This window comes from Agrobacterium sp. OT33, assembly GCF_017313365.1.
Taxonomy (GTDB): domain Bacteria; phylum Pseudomonadota; class Alphaproteobacteria; order Rhizobiales; family Rhizobiaceae; genus Agrobacterium; species Agrobacterium rhizogenes_A.
In genome coordinates this window covers 1-17,450 of sequence record NZ_JAFLMZ010000009.1, presented here as the reverse complement: position 1 = coordinate 17,450, position 17,450 = coordinate 1, and the positions used below count along the sequence as shown (strand labels likewise).

Genomic DNA, 17,450 nt, shown 5'->3' with positions numbered 1-17,450 from the left:
CAGGCTGTAAAAATAACTATGCAAAAACAAATACTTATTGATGTGGTATTATTTTACCCCATCAAGCCTGTCCGTTTTACCCCAGTCGCATGACCAGAACGCCTGCCGCGATGATGCCGCCGGCAAGATAACGCCAGAGGCTGGCGCGTTCCTTCAGTATCACGACGGAAATCACCAGCGCAAAGAGAATGGAGGTTTCCCTGAGTGCCGCGACGACGGCGACGGGGGCCTTGGTCATGGCGTAGAGGGCCAGTCCGTAGGAGAGAATGGAGCCTCCGCCACCGACCAGGCCGCGCCACCAGTTGCGCCGCACATGGCCCATGACGGCGCTCGTCCCGCGCTGGTAGAAGGCGAAGCCGAAAAGCAGCACGGGCGGCAGCAGCGACATCCATAGCGTATAGGAGATGGCGTTGCCGGAAAGCCTGGCGCCGACGCCATCCACGAAAGTGTAGGAAGCGATGACGAAGGCGTTGATGAGGGCGACGAGGATCGCTTTTCCGCCGCCGCGCCGGGCCTCGAAGGCAAGCGTGAGGATGCCGGCGGAAATGATTGATATCCCTGCCAGCGCAAGCGGGCTCAGAACCTCGCTCAGGAAAAGGCTGCTTGTCGCGGCGACGATCAAGGGTGCCACACCGCGCATGACGGGATAGACAAGGCCGATATCGCCGATCGTGTAGGCGGCGGCGACAAGGCGAAAATAGGCGAATTGCAGGATGGCTGAAGCGATCAGGAAGGGAATGGCGACCGGAGCGGGCAGCGGCAGAAAGGGCAGGAAGGGTAACGAGCACGCCGCCGCCCCGGCGGCAATCAGTGAGGCGTCCAGTGACTTGTCTGATCCGGATTTGACCAGCGCATTCCATCCGGCATGCAGAATTGCGCCCAGGAGAACCAGAAGAAGAATGTCGATTGTCACAATAGAGACTCGCTCGCGGGCTACTTTGGGCAACCTATAGCATCGGCCAGCAAACCGGAATCCATTTTCGACGGGACGTGAAGCCTTGCGGTCGCCGGCTATCCTGCCCGACGTTCGGCCCTTCCGCGGAAGATGACATGCGTTAAATTTCGGCTTTGTGCATGTCGCGAAGCCTCGCGCTTCGATGGTCCTGCTGCTGTGCTCATGATTTCATCCATAAGATTGCCACGCAGGTGCCGGACGCACGGCTTCCGGTTTCGTATTGGCATATATTCTGAGGCAAAAACGCGGCAATTTTACCGGATATTCGCGCTGGATTTCCGTTTCCGGCGCGTTAGTTGGGTGTATCAATTCGGATGCCGGCTTCTTTCACCGTTATGAAAATTAATTTCATATCCATGTAAAATGATAAACTGCAACGTTACAGATTTACAAATGGATTGATTTACAGAATAACTTTCTGAAAATTAGATATGTCTAATTCACCGGTGAACGGAATGAAAACAAACAGGAGACGAAGGGCGCATGAAATGCACGTTAATGTTGATTGAGCCGGCATTTCCCCGCATATGGGCCATTTTTGAAAACTGGATGAAAATACTCAATACAGCTGTGCCCGGGCTGGTTTCGTGAAATCATTTTGCGTGGACGAAATCGACCGTGGCAGGCCGGCGAAGGTGTCGGCAGCATGTTTTAAAGACGGGGCAGGGGGTTCAAGAGTGCGATGCGCCTCCCTAAATGAAGGAGAGGACAAGGGGCGGCAATGCGCAAATGCGCCTGCACACGCATGCAGGAAATGCGAGGCTGGCACCGGTCTTTCACGGGCGGCGTCCGTCGGCGTTTCCCAAACTGCGTGACGTGCCAAAGGGACAAGTTGACATGCAGCATGATACTTACGAACCGGACTATCTCAGAAAAATCCTCACCGATGTCAGGACCATCGCCCTGCTTGGCGCCTCACCCAATCCGGACCGACCGAGCCATGGCGTCATGCGGTTCCTGCTGTCGAAGGGCTATCGGGTATTTCCCGTCAATCCCGGTCAGGCGGGCAAGGAGATATTGGGGCAGAAGGTCTATGCCCGGCTCGCGGATATTCCGGAACCGGTGGATATGGTCGATGTCTTCCGGGCGGCGGAATATCTGCCCGCGGTCGTCGAGGAGGCTATCCTGTTGCCGCAGCGACCGAAAGTGATCTGGGGTCAGCTATCCGTGCGGGACGACAACGCCGCCGCCAAGGCGGAGGCCTATGGCGTGAACGTGGTGATGGATCGTTGCCCCGCAATTGAGTATCCGCGTCTCAATATTATGCGATAGTTGGTACAGATCGGACTTATCATTTGGCGGCAAGGCATTATGATCCCTCCAAAATTTAATTGGAGGAAATACCATGCCGAGCAGCAATCCCGGTTTCTCAACGTTGGCCGTCCATGCCGGTGCGCAGGCTGATCCGACCACCGGCGCGCGCGCGACGCCCATCTACCAGACGACCGCTTACGCTTTCCGTGATGCCGATCACGCCGCGGCGCTGTTCGGGCTGAAGGAATTCGGCAATATCTATACCCGCATCATGAACCCCACCCAGGCGGTTCTGGAAGAGCGTGTCGCGGCGCTTGAAGGCGGCACGGCGGCGCTTGCCGTCGCATCCGGCCACGCCGCGCAACTGCTGGTCTTTCACACGCTGCTGCAGCATGGCGACAATTTCGTCGCTGCCCGCCAGCTTTATGGCGGCTCGATCAACCAGTTCGGCCACGCCTTCAAGGGCTTCGACTGGCAGGTGCGCTGGGCGGATGCGACCGATCCGGAAAGTTTCGAGGCGCAGATCGATGACCGCACGCGCGCCGTCTTCATCGAAAGCCTCGCCAATCCCGGCGGGACTTTCGTGGATATTGCCGCAATTGCCGACATTGCCCACCGGCACGGCCTGCCGCTCATCGTCGACAATACCATGGCGAGCCCGTACCTGTTGCGGCCGCTCGAACATGGTGCGGATATCGTGCTGCATTCGCTGACGAAATTTCTCGGTGGCCACGGCAATTCCATGGGCGGCATCATCGTTGACGGCGGCACCTTCGACTGGTCGGCGACCGACAGATATCCGGCGCTGTCGCAGCCGCGGCCGGAATATTCGGGCGTCGTGCTGCACCAGACCTTCGGCAATTTCGCTTTCGCCATCGCCTGCCGTGTGCTTGGTCTGCGTGATCTGGGGCCGGCCATCTCGCCCTTCAACGCCTTTCTCATTTTGACCGGCATAGAGACCCTGCCGCTGCGCGTTCAGCGTCATTCGGACAACGCGCTCGCCGTCGCCAAATGGCTGAAGGCGCATCCGAAAGTTGGCTGGGTGCATTATGCCGGGCTGGAGGACAGCGATAACCACGCCCTGCAGCAGCATTATTCGCCGAAAGGGGCAGGTTCCGTCTTCACCTTCGGGGTCAGGGGCGGCTATGCCGCCGGCAAGGCGCTGGTGGAAGGGTTGCAGCTTTTTTCACATCTCGCCAATATCGGCGATACGCGCTCGCTCGTCATCCATCCGGCCTCCACCACCCATGCGCAGCTGACGCCGGAACAGCAGACGGCGGCCGGCGCCGGGGCGGATGTGGTGCGCCTCTCCGTCGGCATTGAGGACGTCAAGGACATCATCGCCGATCTTGAACAGTCCCTTGCGAAGATCTGAGAGGCTGGCCTCATCATGACAAATTTGCTGACATTCGAAGATGGGCCGGTTGAGGCGGAGCACGGTGCGCCTGCGCCGGAAAGACTGATTTCCGGCGATCCGAAATTCACCACATGGAATCTGGAGGAAGCGCCGGGCGGCATCTATGCCGGCATCTGGCAATCCACGCCCGGAAAATGGCGGGTGATCTATGACGAATGGGAATATTTCAGCATTCTCGAAGGCCATTCCATCCTGACGGAGGATGGCGGAGCGCCACGCGACCTGAGGCCGGGCGACAGGGTGGTCCTGCGCCCCGGCTTCACGGGGACATGGGAGGTCGTGGAGACGACGCGGAAGGATTATGTCATCCGGCTGTGACCGGAACTACCGGCGCGTCATGACGCCCGGCGAGGGAATTTTCTCGTCGATGGATATCAGCGCCATGTTTTCGAAGATCGCCTGAGCCGCGAGAATCCGGTCGAACGGATTGCGGTGATCCCCGGTAGCATGGCGCTGCGAACCATATGCGCGCTGCTGATGGGAAGTTCCTGAAAGCCTTCCCGCCTTATGTTGCTCATGGTCGCTTAGCCACCAGAGCAAAGCATGAGTATCCAGAGGATATTTCATTCGCCTGAGAACTTTTTAAGTTCATCCTCCGGCGGGGTTCAAAAAACCGCGCCGATGACCAGCGTTTCCTTGAAGCGCCCGGGAACGCGCTTTTTCTTCGACTTGGTTGCCAAGGCATTTGCCTCATCACCGTTGGACGAAAATACCATAGCGCATCGGGCACAAAAAACGACTTCACCACGCCAGATCGAGCCGTTCCAGACCATGGAAATGATAGACGTCCTTGACCTTTGGCGGCTGGGCGATCCTGAGACCCGGCAGGCGTCTGAACAGCAGCGGCAGGGCAAGATTAAGCTCCAGCCTTGCCAGCGGTGCGCCGATGCAGAAATGGATACCGGCGCCGAAGGAAACATTGACGCCCTCGTTCCGGTCAGGCCGGAAGGCCAGTGGATCGGAAAACTTTGCCGGATCGAGATTGGCCGCGGCCAGAATGAGGCTGACCTTGTCACCGCGTTTGAACGCCACACCGTCGATCTCGACCGGTTCCAGAACCCAGCGCTGGAAAATATGGACCGGCGCGCAGATACGCAGCGTCTCTTCAACCGTGCGCTCTGTGGTCGTCTCGTCGCTGAACAGGGTGTCAGGCGAGATGCCGCTTTCCAGGATGATGCGAACGGAATTGCCGATCTGGTGCACGGTCGCCTCGTGCCCGGCGTTCAGCAGCACGATGGTGGTGGAGACCAGCTCGTCGTCGGTCAAATACTGGCCCTTGTGTTCCGTATGGATCATGTGGCTCAAGAGATCGTCTTGCGGCTCCGCCCGCCGTTCCGCGATCACGCTGCGCACATAGTCTGAAAATTCCCTGGCTGCTGTGTCGGCAAGAAGCTCGTCCCCGGCAGTGCGTTTGAACATGTACATGCCGACATAGGCATGTGACCATTTCAGGAGCTGCGGCCCCATCTCTTCGGGAATGCCGATCATGCGGGCGATCATCGTCACTGGAATGATGTCGGCATAAGAAGACAGCAGTTCGGTTTCGCCATTGGCTTCGAAGGCGTCGATCAGGCGGTTGGCCAGTTCCTCGATTTCCGGTTTCATCTTGTCGACGTGCCGCGACACGAAGGCGCGGTTGATGAGCGTGCGCAGCCGCGTATGTTCCGGCGGCTCCAGTTCCAGCAGCGAGTGCTGCTCGGCGGCGTCGAAGTGCTTCACATGTTCCAGCGGCTCGGCCAGGCCGATTTCCTCCCGGCTTGCCACATGCAGGATTTGTCTGCCGAACCGGCGGTCGCGCAGAAGCGCGCTCACATGGTCGTATCCGGTGAAGAACCATTGCCGCTGCTCTTCCCAGTAAAAGGTGGGACATTGCGCGTGCAGGGCCGCATAGACCGGGTTCGGATCATTGTAGAAGGCGGGATCGCGCGCATTCAGTGAAACGCGGCGTGTGGCGGGATCGATTTTGAGGAAGGGAAATGTCGCTGTCATGCCCAAGGTGTATTCCGCGTCTCTTGCTTTGGGAAGGGTGGTGGAAACCGCCTGCGGGTTTTTCCGCCTGTCGCCGCCTGTCGATCTTGTCACCGGCTGGCGATGGCGGATATCCGGTTCAGTGCCGCAACCTGCCGGTCGGCATTATTGTCCATCGGATTTTCGTCCCGGTCCACGGAAGGCACGACGACATTGGCCGAATTCACGTGGAGGACGGTCCTGTTGCGTCCGGCCTTTTTCGCGGCGTAAAGCGCGCGGTCGGCTTCCGTCATCATCACGCTCAGCTCGGCATCCCTGATCAGGGCTTCGGAGATGCCGACGCTGGTGGTGACTTCGATGCCTTCGCCGCGTGAGCTGATTCTGGAAAGGCGCAGATTGCTGCGGATGGCCTCGGCCAGCGTAACGGTGCTGGACGGGCTTTCGACCTCGGCCACCAGCGCGAATTCTTCGCCGCCCATCCTGACGAAAAGGCCACGATCGCCAATGACGCGCCGCGCGATATCGCAGAAATGCACGAGCACCGCATCGCCGGACTGATGGCCGTATTTGTCGTTGATCTTCTTGAAATGATCGATGTCGAACAGCACCAGCGCCACGTAGCGGCTGGAGGCGGACGACCGTTTTTTGATGCGCTCGAACTCTTCCAGAAGGCCGCGCCGGTTGAGGACGCCGGTGAGGTGGTCCGTCATGGCAAGCCGGTGCAGCCGGGCTTCGGTATCTTCCATGATGATTTTCGCGCTGATCATGATGATGACGGTGAAGCCGAGCATGCCTGAGAAGGCGAGCGGCGACGTCAGCGCGACGGCGTTGGGGGATGTGATATCGCCGGGAATGACGACGGTTGCGACGACCGCGCCAAAAAAGGCCTGCAGAATGAAGGTCGCGGCAAGAACCTTGCGGCTGAGCGACGCCCGGCTCCGGTTTGCCAGAACGACACCCGCCAGCATGAAATAAGCGACCGCGGCACAGGCATGGTAGAGCAGGATACGTGAAATCATGCTGTCCCGCACCGGCGGGACAAGCATTCCGCCCACCCACAGAAGCGCCGGAATGGCGATCCAGCCGCCGAGCTTGCGTTGTTCGAAGGAGAGAAGACCGGCCAGCCAGAAGCTGAAAGCTGCAAGCGCGAGCGTATTGCCGACTTCGATCGACAGGAAATAGGGGATGTCGCCGCGCAGGGCGACGAGGATGGCGCCGACGCCGGTGGAAAGGAAACCGGCGGCGAAATGGAAATTATGCTGGCGGGAAGGGCGGTGCAGCCACAGGGTTCCCAGAAGGACTGCGAGGGTGAACGTCTCCGACGCCCAGAGCAGCATGCCCGTTTTTGCATCCAGCATTGCAAGATCCTATCTGCGCTATCATGCCGTGAAAGCGGGGTTTGCTGCACGATGTGCGCAATGCCCGCGGGAATTGTTGAGATGCCATTTCGCCTGAATGAGGCGCCCGCTCCCTGACGGGAACCGGAAATTCGCCGCGCAGTATCAGCCGTAAATCCCTAACGAGTTCTTGCCGGTGAGAAGTTATATCTGTGCATGGTGGAGCGTTTTTGCATTTGCGGCTTGGCCGGACGAAAAATAACGCCGGTGACGGCAAGCGGCTCGAGATGCCTCCGCCAGTTTGAAGCCGCCGCCGGCAGGGGGCCGAAAGGCCTGTAAACGCTGTTGAGCCGTTAAGGATATGCGGCTTCGTGTCTTGAAGTACGGGGCAGGGACACTCTATGTAGGGAGTATGAAGGTTAGAAGTGATTCCGGAGCGGCTTTCCGCGAAGGGCAGAGTTGACAAAGGACGGACATGAAAAATCCAGTTGATACCGCCATGGCTCTGGTGCCGATGGTCGTAGAGCAGACCAATCGCGGCGAACGCTCCTATGACATATTTTCCCGTCTTCTCAAGGAACGCATCATTTTCCTCACCGGACCGGTGGAAGACCAGATGGCTTCGCTCGTCTGCGCGCAGCTGCTTTTCCTTGAGGCTGAAAACCCGAAGAAGGAAATCGCGCTTTACATCAATTCGCCAGGTGGCGTCGTGACCGCCGGCATGGCGATCTACGATACGATGCAGTTCATTCGTCCCGCTGTCTCGACGCTCTGCGTCGGTCAGGCCGCATCGATGGGCTCGCTGCTCCTGGCTGCCGGTGAAAAGGGAATGCGTTTCGCGACCCCGAACGCCCGCATCATGGTGCACCAGCCTTCCGGCGGCTTCCAGGGCCAGGCATCGGATATCGAGCGTCACGCCCGTGACATCATCAAGATGAAGCGTCGCCTCAATGAAGTCTACGTGAAGCACACCGGCCGCACGCTGGAAGAGGTTGAAAAAACCCTTGATCGCGACCACTTCATGGATGCGGACGAGGCGAAGGACTGGGGTGTGATCGACAAGATCCTGACCTCGCGCCAGGAAATCGAGGGCGCCGCCGCGAATTGAGGCGCGCCGCTTTTTGACGTTTGTTTGATCCCGCAAAAGTAATTTCGGGGCTTTCAACCGGAACAGAAAGCGATATTAGTATATATTAAGGCTGTGTTGAATTTTTATGACGTGGCCTTTGGTTTGATGGGGAATTCGTTGCAGCCGGTTGTCAGCTCCTGTATCTGACACGGCTAGTACCCCGGGAAACGAGGCGGATACGGCAATGCACCCCAAGGCGGGCCGTATCTGCGGGCGGTAAGTTGACCGCGATCCGTTTGGCGGACCTGCGGCGTGCTGGAAGGAAAGAGATATGAGCAAAGTCAGCGGCAGCAACGGCGGCGACTCTAAGAATACACTCTATTGTTCATTCTGCGGCAAGAGCCAGCACGAAGTCCGGAAACTCATTGCCGGGCCGACAGTATTCATCTGTGATGAATGCGTCGAATTGTGCATGGACATCATCCGCGAGGAGAACAAGACGTCGATGGTGAAGTCGCGCGAGGGTGTTCCCACCCCGCAGGATATCATCAAGATCCTCGACGAATATGTCATCGGTCAGAAGCAGGCGAAGAAGATCCTGTCGGTGGCCGTTCACAACCATTACAAGCGCCTCGCGCACGCCTCCAAGAACGGCGATGTCGAGCTGGCGAAGTCGAACATCATGCTCGTCGGCCCGACGGGCTGCGGCAAGACCTATCTTGCCCAGACGCTCGCCCGCATCATCGACGTTCCCTTCACCATGGCGGACGCAACGACGCTGACCGAAGCCGGTTATGTCGGCGAGGATGTGGAAAACATCATCCTGAAGCTGCTTCAGGCTGCGGATTACAATGTCGAACGCGCCCAGCGCGGTATCGTCTATATCGACGAAGTCGACAAGATTTCCCGCAAGTCGGACAATCCGTCCATCACGCGCGACGTGTCGGGCGAGGGCGTCCAGCAGGCGCTTCTGAAGATCATGGAAGGCACGGTCGCTTCCGTTCCGCCGCAGGGCGGCCGCAAGCATCCGCAGCAGGAGTTCCTGCAGGTGGATACGACCAACATCCTGTTCATCTGCGGCGGCGCCTTTGCCGGCCTCGACAAGATCATCTCGGCCCGTGGTGAAAAGACCTCGATCGGCTTCGGTGCGACCGTCAAGGCGGAAGACGATCGCCGTGTGGGCGAGGTGCTGCGTGAGCTGGAGCCGGAAGATCTGGTGAAGTTCGGCCTCATCCCGGAATTCATCGGCCGTCTGCCCGTTCTCGCAACGCTGGAAGACCTTGATGAAGATGCGCTGATCCAGATCCTGTCCGAGCCGAAGAACGCGCTCGTCAAGCAGTATCAGCGCCTGTTCGAGATGGAAGATGTGGAGCTGACCTTCCACGAGGACGCGCTGCGCGAGATTGCCCGCAAGGCGATCACCCGCAAGACGGGCGCCCGTGGCCTGCGTTCGATCATGGAAAAGATCCTGCTGGATACCATGTTCGAACTGCCGACCCTGGAAGGCGTTCGCGAAGTGGTGATCTCCAATGACGTCGTCAGCGGTGTCGCCCGTCCGCTCTACATCTACGCGGATCGCCAGGAAGAAAAGACCAACGTTTCGGCCTGATCGGTTCCAGAAGAATAAAGCCCCTCGCAGCAACGGCTGCGGGGGGCTTTTCTTTGTGTGGCGTCTGCCCGGCATTCGCGGCATTTCCGATGAAACGGCGGCGTCCGGCGCCTGAACGATACGTAAAAACAACGCGATGGAGCGCCTTTGCTTTTCATGGAGAAGCAGAAGGGCTCCAGTCAATATTCGGTATCTCGATGAACCCTGTAACCGCAATCCTTGTTCATGTGTCCGACCCCGCCGAGGGGTTGCTCTGGTACGGCAAGGCGTTTCCGGAGGCCGTCCCGTCCGTCAGCCTTCCGTCCGGCTTCGAATTTTTGCGGATCGGCGATATCCAGCTGGAAATCGTTCCCGCCGACGAAAAGGTTGCGAGCGGGGCGGCCGGGTCCGTCGTCTATTGGTGGACGGGTGATTTCGGGCGGTCCCTGACGCATCTGCGTGAAGCGGGTGCTGTTCTTTATCGCGGTCCGATGAAAATCGATGATGAACTCTGGATGTGCCAGTTCCGCGACCCCTGGGGCAATTGCATCGGCATTCGCGGCCCCATGGTCGCGGAGATGCTGTAACGCTCTTTGATGTTCCAAGTATCTTGCAGCTACATTTCGACAATCAGGTGGAGGAAAGCTTCGTCTGCCATTTTGCGTTTGGAGCGGATTGCGCTTTGCTGATAAAGTCTTACAACTGATTTGCAGCGCGATGTGACGGAAATGTGAATTGCCGTCGGCGACCCGGTTCCTGATCCCTTGGGATAACCGGAAATGTCGGGAGTAGTAGCCAGCGCTGGGTTTTGTTGAATTTCACGGTCCTGCCGCTTCGCGGGACCGTCTGTTCCGGCGACTTGAAATCGGTGTTTCGAAACTCCACTTTCAGTCTCGAGAAATGAATATGCCGGATGCCCCAAGCTGTCCGGCAAGGTGTCCCGAAAGGGACCATGGAAAGGAAATGATATGACGAACATCACGTCTGCGGCATCTGGCGGTACCTATCCGGTACTTCCCCTGCGCGACATTGTCGTTTTCCCGCATATGATCGTTCCCCTGTTCGTCGGGCGGGAAAAATCCATTCGCGCTCTCGAAGAGGTCATGGGTTCGGACAAGCAGATCATGCTTGTCACCCAGATCAATGCCAGCGATGACGATCCGGCCCCGGACGCCATTCACAAGGTTGGCACGGTCGCCAATGTCCTGCAGCTCCTGAAGCTGCCCGACGGTACGGTCAAGGTGCTGGTGGAAGGCAAGGGCCGCGCCCAGATTGATTCCTACACCGACCGCGAGGACTTCTACGAAGCCTCCGCGACGCCGCTGCAGGAACCCGCCGAAGACCCGGTTGAAATCGAAGCGCTGTCGCGTTCCGTCGTGTCTGAATTCGAGAGCTATGTGAAGCTCAACAAGAAGATTTCGCCCGAGGTTGTCGGCGCTGCCGGCCAGATCGACGATTATTCGAAGCTTGCCGACACGGTCGCTTCGCACCTGTCGATCAAGATCACCGAAAAGCAGGAAATGCTGGAAACCGTCAGCGTGAAGCAGCGGCTTGAAAAGGCGCTCGGCTTCATGGAAGGCGAGATTTCTGTGCTGCAGGTCGAAAAGCGCATCCGCTCGCGCGTCAAGCGCCAGATGGAGAAGACCCAGCGCGAATATTACCTGAACGAGCAGATGAAGGCGATCCAGAAGGAACTCGGCGACGGCGAGGACGGCCGTGACGAGATGGCCGAACTGGAAGAGCGCATCGCCAAGACCAAGCTTTCCAAGGAGGCCAAGGAAAAGGCCGAGGCGGAAATGAAGAAGCTTCGCCAGATGAGCCCGATGTCCGCGGAAGCGACCGTCGTGCGCAACTATCTGGACTGGCTGCTCGGTCTGCCCTGGGGCAAGAAGTCGAAGATCAAGACCGACCTCAACAGCGCCGAGACGATCCTCGATCAGGATCATTTCGGTCTGGACAAGGTGAAGGAACGTATCGTCGAATATCTGGCCGTACAGGCGCGCGCCTCGAAGATCCGCGGACCCATCCTGTGCCTCGTCGGCCCGCCCGGCGTCGGCAAGACCTCGCTCGCCAAGTCGATCGCCAAGGCGACCGGCCGCGAATATGTCCGCATGGCGCTTGGTGGCGTGCGCGACGAGGCGGAAATCCGCGGTCACCGCCGCACCTATATCGGCTCCATGCCGGGCAAGATCGTCCAGTCGATGAAGAAGGCCAAGAAGGCGAACCCGCTCTTCCTGCTCGACGAAATCGACAAGATGGGCATGGATTTCCGTGGCGACCCGTCATCCGCACTGCTGGAGGTTCTCGATCCGGAACAGAACTCCACCTTCATGGACCACTACCTTGAGGTGGAATATGACCTGTCCGACGTGATGTTCGTGACCACGGCCAATACGCTGAACATTCCAGGCCCGCTGATGGACCGTATGGAAGTGATCCGCATCGCCGGTTACACGGAAGACGAAAAGCGCGAAATCGCCAAGCGTCACCTGTTGCCGAAGGCGATCAAGGAACATGCCCTGCGTCCGGAAGAGTTCTCGGTCACCGATGACGCTCTGATGATCGTCATCCAGCAGTACACCCGCGAGGCGGGCGTGCGCAGCTTCGAACGCGAGCTGATGAAGCTGGCGCGCAAGGCTGTCACCGAGATCATCAAAGGCAAGGTCAAGTCCGTCGAGGTTACCGCTGCCAACGTTCCGGATTATCTGGGCGTTCCGCGGTTCCGCCACGGTGAGGCCGAGCGCGAGGATCAGGTCGGCGTCGTCACGGGTCTTGCCTGGACGGAAGTCGGCGGTGAGCTGCTCACCATCGAAGGCGTGATGATGCCGGGCAAGGGCCGCATGACGGTTACCGGCAACCTCAAGGAAGTGATGAAGGAATCCATTTCGGCGGCGGCATCCTATGTCCGTTCGCGCGCCGTGGATTTCGGCATCGAGCCGCCGCGCTTCGACAAGAGCGACATCCACGTCCACGTTCCGGAAGGCGCAACCCCGAAGGATGGTCCGTCCGCCGGTGTTGCCATGGCAACCGCCATCGTCTCCATCATGACCGGCATTCCGGTCTCGAAGGATGTGGCTATGACGGGCGAGATCACGCTTCGCGGTCGCGTGCTGCCGATCGGCGGCCTGAAGGAAAAGCTGCTTGCGGCACTGCGCGGTGGCATCAAGAAGGTGCTGATCCCGGAAGAGAACGCCAAGGATCTGGCGGAGATTCCGGACAACGTGAAGAACGAGATGGAGATCATCCCGGTTTCGCGCATGGGCGAAGTCATTAAGCACGCGCTCATCCGCCAGCCGGAGCCCATCGAGTGGGACGGCAGCATCGAGACGCCTGTTATCGCCACCGTCGAAGGTGTCGACGACGGCGGCCAGACAATCGCGCATTGATACATGCCGGCGGCGCGGAAGCCGGAATCGGTTTCCGCAAAGCGGGTGCATGGAATCAATATGTTAGGTGTCTGAAGAGACATGCGGCGCTGCGGCCCGCGCAAGTGATGCCAAATTGGCACGATTATGGGGAAGGCCGGCAGAAATGTCGGCCTTTTTTGTGAAAAAAACCGTAGACCCCTTGTTTTTCAGGCGATTCCAGCGCTTTTGAGTTGCTGCGCGCGGATGCGAACGTATTCTGCGCCGGCTTAATTTGAGTCGTTTCAAACCATTGAAAGGGGTGGAAACATGAACAAGAACGAGCTCGTCTCTGCTGTTGCCGAAAAGGCTGGTCTCACGAAGGCAGATGCTGCTTCCGCGGTTGATGCAGTATTCGAAACCGTACAGAGCGAACTGAAGAACGGTGGCGACATCCGCCTGGCCGGCTTCGGCAGCTTCTCCGTAAGCCGCCGTGAAGCCTCCAAGGGCCGTAACCCTTCCACGGGTGCTGAAGTCGATATCCCGGCTCGCAACGTGCCGAAGTTCTCCGCAGGCAAGGGCCTGAAGGACGCCGTCAACTCGTAAGGTTTCCGGAAGGCCATGACGCCCGGCGGCGGGCGGATGGCTTTTCAGGTTCACGAGGAAGCATGTTTTGACGCGCTGACCCATCAGCAGGCACAAAGACGGGCAGGCCTTCCGAAAATCTTTCGGATGGCCAGACTTCTGAGCCAGTATGGTGTGGATTGAAAGTATCGATGCGCGCCTGTGTAGCTTCCATCCGGACACACGGCGTTTCGATACGCGGAATGTGCGCATAAACACGAAAGCCCGGCCTTCACGGCCGGGCTTTTTGATTCAGCCGCAAGGAAATGTCATGCCACTGTCATGTCTTTGACGCAGAAGCCATGGGGTATTTTTGGACCCAAGGGGGATTATAATGGCGTTCCGATTTTCTCATATGGCTTTGACTGCTGCGCTGCTCACATCCGCAGCTTTTCCGGCCGCTGCCGAGCCGGTTTTCAACCGCATCGCATCTTTCCCGGTGGCGCAGAACCTGCCTGCCGACAAGGATGCAAAGTCCGTCACGTCGGCTGAAATCATCACCGCCAGCGAAGATGGCAAGACCCTGATCTATTCGGACAGCCCGCTTGGTGGCATCGGCTTCATCGACATCACCGATGCGAAGGCCCCGAAGGCAGGCGGCGCGTTGCTGCTCGAAGGCGAGCCGACCTCGGTTGCCGTCGCCGGCGTCAAGGTTCTGGCCGGCGTCAACACGTCGGAAAACCGCGCCAAGCCGTCCGGCAAGCTGGTGACGGTCGATATCGCCACCAAGAAGATCGAGGCAAGCTGTGATCTGGGCGGTCAGCCCGATTCGGTTGCCGTCTCTCCGGACAAGACCTTTGCCGCCATCGCAATCGAAAACGAGCGCGACGAAGAGGTGAATGAAGGTGCGCTGCCGCAGATGCCGGCTGGCTATCTGGTAACGGTCGGCCTGAAGGACGGCGTTGCCGACTGCGCGACGCTGAAGAAGATCGAACTCACTGGTCTCGCTGAAATCGCCCCGGAAGATCCGGAGCCGGAATTCGTTTCGATCAACGCCAATGGCGAGATCGCGCTCACGCTGCAGGAAAACAACCATATCGTCATTCTCGACGGCAAGACCGGCACGGTGAAGACGCATTTCTCCGCCGGCACGGTTGATCTCGAAGGCATCGACACGAAGTCCGATGGCCAGCTGAAGTTCACCGACAAGCAGGAAGGCCGCAAGCGCGAGCCGGACGCGGTGAAGTGGCTGGACAACGACCGCATCGTCATCGCCAACGAAGGCGACTGGCAGGGCGGTTCGCGCGGCTTTACCATCTTCGACAAGACGGGCAAGCTTCTCTATGAATCCGGCGCCTCGCTCGAGCATGCGGTTGCGGCCATCGGCCACTATCCGGAAAAGCGCTCCAAGGCCAAGGGCATCGAACCGGAAGGTCTGGAAGCGGCAACATTCGGCGACCAGAAGTACTTCTTCGTGCTTTCCGAGCGTGCCTCCGTCGTCGCTGTCTACAAGGACACCGGCAAGGAGCCGGAACTGACCCAGCTCCTGCCTTCGGGCGTTTCGCCGGAAGGCGCAGTTGCCATCCCGTCGCGCAATCTGCTCGCCACGGCCAACGAGGTCGATCTGGTCGAGGACGGCGGTGTCCGCTCGCACGTCATGCTCTATGAGCGCGCTGAGGGCGAAGCAGCCTATCCGCAGCTGGTTTCCGCCACCGTTGACGGCGCACCGATCGGCTGGGGCGCTCTTTCGGGCCTGGTCGGCGATGCCGAGAAGCCTGGCATTCTTTATGCCGTTTCCGACTCGGTCTATGGCAACCAGCCGTCGATCTACACCATCGACGCGACGAAGAAGCCCGCCACCATCACCAGCGTGCTGCGCATCAAGCGTGACGGTATCGCTGCCCAGAAGCTCGATATCGAAGGTATCACGCTGGATGGCAAGGGCGGCTTCTGGCTGGCCTCTGAAGGCGACAGCGCCAAGCTCGTTCCGCACGCGCTCTACAACGTCAACGCCAAGGGTGAAATCAAGGCCGAGATCGCGCTGCCGAAGGAACTTCTCGCCGGTGAGACCCGCTTCGGTTTCGAAGGCGTGACCATGATCGGCAAGGGCGATGATGCGACGCTGTGGATGGCCGTTCAGCGTGAATGGGGCACGGACGAGAAGGGCTTCGTCAAGCTCGTCTCCTACAAGCCGAAGTCCAAGGAATGGGGCGCGGTGCGTTACCCGCTCGACAAGACCGAGGCAGGCTGGGTCGGTCTCTCCGAAATCACCGCGCAGGGCGAATATGTCTATATCGTCGAGCGTGACAACCAGATCGGTGACAAGGCCAAGATCAAGAAGCTCTACCGCGTTGCAATCGCGGACCTGAAGCCGGGCAAGATTGGCGGCGAGCTGCCGCTGGTGGCCAAGCAGGAAGCCCATGATTTCCTGCCGGACCTCAAGGCCCAGACCAACGGCTACGTCGTCGACAAGCTGGAAGGCTTCACCTTCGACAAGGCTGGAACGGCCTATGCCGTGACCGACAATGACGGTGTGGACGATTCGTCCGGTGAGACGCTGTTCTTCACGGTCAATCTGAAGGCGATCAACTGATCGCGCCGAACGGCACTGCAAATGGGAAAAGCCGGGCATAGCCCGGCTTTTTTATTGCGGAAGCGATACGGCGACAGGTCAGCGCTTTGCGCGAAGCAACACAATTCACGGCCGTTAAGCGGCCGTGTGGCGTCGGTATCTGATAGGAGCGGGTGTGTGCGGGAAAATACGCTGACGACCGTGGCGGGTCACCGTCCCATGGAATTCTTGTTTTTGGGAGTGTCCTGCTTTTCCGAATCCTGCTGGACCCAGCGGAAAAAAATATAAACAGGCAGCGCTATAAGCGCGAGCGTCACAAACGCGTCGATCGTCATGGTTTCATCCATCAGTTCCACCGTTCATCATGAAACGGTGCAAAAACAATGCCCGAAACCCCTTTAAAAAGTCTGAATCCGCTTATTTTCCGGTATGTTACGGAGTGGAACAGGGGGGAGGAGAAGCTGTCGGAATCTGGAGCAGAAGTGCCGATTTGGAATAGATTCGGACCATAAGAACGATTCCGGTGCTGCGAAGCCGAAATCCTGCCCCGAGAGCCACGTCTCGGGGGGGGCGGGGATCATGGCGCACGAAGCCGGAAACTCAAGCGACGCGGCACGTCACCTGAAATATCTACCGGCCAACATTCGTAGTCTGGAAAGGGAAATAAATGGTGGGCGATGAGAGACTCGAACTCCCGACATCCTCGGTGTAAACGAGGCGCTCTACCAACTGAGCTAATCGCCCTTCGCGTGCCTCGGATCGTGTCCGCCGCGTCGGTGGCCGTGATGTATTCGGATCGGAAAAAAACCGCAAGAGCTTTTGTGAAGTTTTTTTGTTTTTTTTGCCGAGAGATTTTTCCGTCGCCGCGGCCAGGCGGCAAAAAGCCGGGAACTGCGGGCTTTTTGCCTGAAACAGGACGCTAAGACGCCTTGATGGCCTTGTGGAAATCCCGTTACGGAAGCCTGCGGCTGTGGACAAGTTTTTTGTTTTCGTTGGGAAAAGCCCGGAAAATAGCGGCTCTGCGCCATTCGCCTTCAAAGGCCTTCCGGTTTTTCCCGATCAAAATGAAGAAGCTTATTCTTTTGTCGTGAAACCTGCTTGACACCCCCGCACGAACGCCGTAGTTAGCCGCTCATCGAACAGCCGAGGCTGGTTCGAGCGGCGGGACAAGGTTCTGTCGTCAGGAGATGCGGGTGTAGCTCAGTCGGTTAGAGTGCCGGCCTGTCACGCCGGAGGTCGCGGGTTCGAGCCCCGTCACTCGCGCCATCCTGTTCCTCGGAAAACGCAGATGAATATCTGTGGTGCGCGGGTGTAGCTCAGTCGGTTAGAGTGCCGGCCTGTCACGCCGGAGGTCGCGGGTTCGAGCCCCGTCACTCGCGCCA

General features: G+C 58.8%; 15 protein-coding genes and 3 tRNA genes. 12 read left to right on the top strand and 6 right to left on the bottom strand.

The features are described 5' to 3' along the window. Nucleotides 1–76 precede the first annotated feature (76 nt). On the bottom strand, nucleotides 77–913 hold the full coding sequence (locus JZX88_RS20355) for an EamA family transporter (protein WP_206914558.1): 837 nt from the start codon (nucleotides 911–913) through the stop codon (nucleotides 77–79). An 879-nt stretch (nucleotides 914–1,792) separates the two neighbouring features. Here JZX88_RS20355 and JZX88_RS20350 point away from each other — a divergent pair. The 3 genes from JZX88_RS20350 to JZX88_RS20340 all read left to right on the top strand — a co-directional run bounded on the left by JZX88_RS20350 (nucleotide 1,793) and on the right by JZX88_RS20340 (nucleotide 3,944). After that, entirely contained in the window at nucleotides 1,793–2,227 is a 435-nt protein-coding gene (locus JZX88_RS20350) for a CoA-binding protein (RefSeq protein ID WP_065115427.1), read from the top strand. A 73-nt stretch (nucleotides 2,228–2,300) separates the two neighbouring features. Beyond that, nucleotides 2,301–3,584: an O-acetylhomoserine aminocarboxypropyltransferase gene (locus JZX88_RS20345; protein ID WP_206914557.1), complete on the top strand. Its 1,284-nt coding sequence runs from the start codon at nucleotides 2,301–2,303 to the stop codon at nucleotides 3,582–3,584. A 15-nt stretch (nucleotides 3,585–3,599) separates the two neighbouring features. Further along, a complete protein-coding gene (locus tag JZX88_RS20340) occupies nucleotides 3,600–3,944 on the top strand; it encodes a cupin domain-containing protein (protein WP_065115429.1) in 345 nt (114 codons plus the stop codon). Nucleotides 3,945–3,950: 6 nt separating this feature from the next. Here the strand turns inward: JZX88_RS20340 and JZX88_RS20335 are convergent, their stop codons facing one another. From JZX88_RS20335 to JZX88_RS20325, 3 genes are all read right to left on the bottom strand, one after another. Beyond that, nucleotides 3,951–4,193, bottom strand: coding sequence for a type II toxin-antitoxin system VapC family toxin (locus tag JZX88_RS20335; RefSeq protein ID WP_206914556.1), 243 nt, complete (start codon nucleotides 4,191–4,193; stop codon nucleotides 3,951–3,953). A 174-nt stretch (nucleotides 4,194–4,367) separates the two neighbouring features. Then, nucleotides 4,368–5,615, bottom strand: coding sequence for a cytochrome P450 (locus JZX88_RS20330; protein ID WP_206914555.1), 1,248 nt, complete (start codon nucleotides 5,613–5,615; stop codon nucleotides 4,368–4,370). Nucleotides 5,616–5,704: 89 nt separating this feature from the next. Beyond that, a complete protein-coding gene (locus tag JZX88_RS20325) occupies nucleotides 5,705–6,952 on the bottom strand; it encodes a diguanylate cyclase (RefSeq protein ID WP_110759204.1) in 1,248 nt (415 codons plus the stop codon). A gap of 454 nt (nucleotides 6,953–7,406) precedes the next feature. Between JZX88_RS20325 and clpP the strand changes: the two genes are divergently transcribed. The 6 genes from clpP to JZX88_RS20295 all read left to right on the top strand — a co-directional run bounded on the left by clpP (nucleotide 7,407) and on the right by JZX88_RS20295 (nucleotide 16,089). Next, nucleotides 7,407–8,039, top strand: a complete 633-nt coding sequence (gene clpP, locus JZX88_RS20320; RefSeq protein WP_003521529.1) for an ATP-dependent Clp endopeptidase proteolytic subunit ClpP — start codon at nucleotides 7,407–7,409, stop codon at nucleotides 8,037–8,039. A gap of 292 nt (nucleotides 8,040–8,331) precedes the next feature. Beyond that, complete coding sequence (clpX, locus tag JZX88_RS20315) at nucleotides 8,332–9,609, top strand: ATP-dependent Clp protease ATP-binding subunit ClpX (RefSeq protein ID WP_003521528.1); 1,278 nt, start codon at nucleotides 8,332–8,334, stop codon at nucleotides 9,607–9,609. Nucleotides 9,610–9,806: 197 nt separating this feature from the next. Beyond that, the gene (locus tag JZX88_RS20310; protein WP_065115433.1) at nucleotides 9,807–10,175 is read left to right on the top strand and encodes a VOC family protein; all 369 of its coding nucleotides are present in this window, start codon (nucleotides 9,807–9,809) and stop codon (nucleotides 10,173–10,175) included. A 381-nt stretch (nucleotides 10,176–10,556) separates the two neighbouring features. Beyond that, nucleotides 10,557–12,974, top strand: coding sequence for an endopeptidase La (gene lon, locus JZX88_RS20305; RefSeq protein WP_065115434.1), 2,418 nt, complete (start codon nucleotides 10,557–10,559; stop codon nucleotides 12,972–12,974). Between the two features lie 288 nt (nucleotides 12,975–13,262). Beyond that, a complete protein-coding gene (gene hupB / locus JZX88_RS20300; protein ID WP_003502360.1) occupies nucleotides 13,263–13,538 on the top strand; it encodes a DNA-binding protein HupB in 276 nt (91 codons plus the stop codon). Nucleotides 13,539–13,890: 352 nt separating this feature from the next. Continuing rightward, nucleotides 13,891–16,089, top strand: coding sequence for an esterase-like activity of phytase family protein (locus JZX88_RS20295; RefSeq protein WP_110759199.1), 2,199 nt, complete (start codon nucleotides 13,891–13,893; stop codon nucleotides 16,087–16,089). Nucleotides 16,090–16,277: 188 nt separating this feature from the next. Here JZX88_RS20295 and JZX88_RS26325 read toward each other — a convergent pair whose 3' ends face one another. Together JZX88_RS26325 and JZX88_RS20290 are read right to left on the bottom strand one after the other, a co-directional pair. Next, the gene (locus JZX88_RS26325) at nucleotides 16,278–16,403 is read right to left on the bottom strand and encodes a hypothetical protein (protein WP_256436382.1); all 126 of its coding nucleotides are present in this window, start codon (nucleotides 16,401–16,403) and stop codon (nucleotides 16,278–16,280) included. Between the two features lie 333 nt (nucleotides 16,404–16,736). Next, nucleotides 16,737–16,812: transfer RNA gene (locus JZX88_RS20290), tRNA-Val, on the bottom strand. A gap of 226 nt (nucleotides 16,813–17,038) precedes the next feature. On the opposite strand from JZX88_RS20290, the gene JZX88_RS26320 reads away from it, so the two are divergent. The 3 genes from JZX88_RS26320 to JZX88_RS20280 all read left to right on the top strand — a co-directional run bounded on the left by JZX88_RS26320 (nucleotide 17,039) and on the right by JZX88_RS20280 (nucleotide 17,450). Continuing rightward, entirely contained in the window at nucleotides 17,039–17,170 is a 132-nt protein-coding gene (locus JZX88_RS26320) for a hypothetical protein (protein WP_256436381.1), read from the top strand. A gap of 87 nt (nucleotides 17,171–17,257) precedes the next feature. After that, a tRNA-Asp gene (locus JZX88_RS20285) sits at nucleotides 17,258–17,334 on the top strand. 39 nt (nucleotides 17,335–17,373) lie between these two features. Further along, nucleotides 17,374–17,450 (top strand) — tRNA-Asp (locus JZX88_RS20280).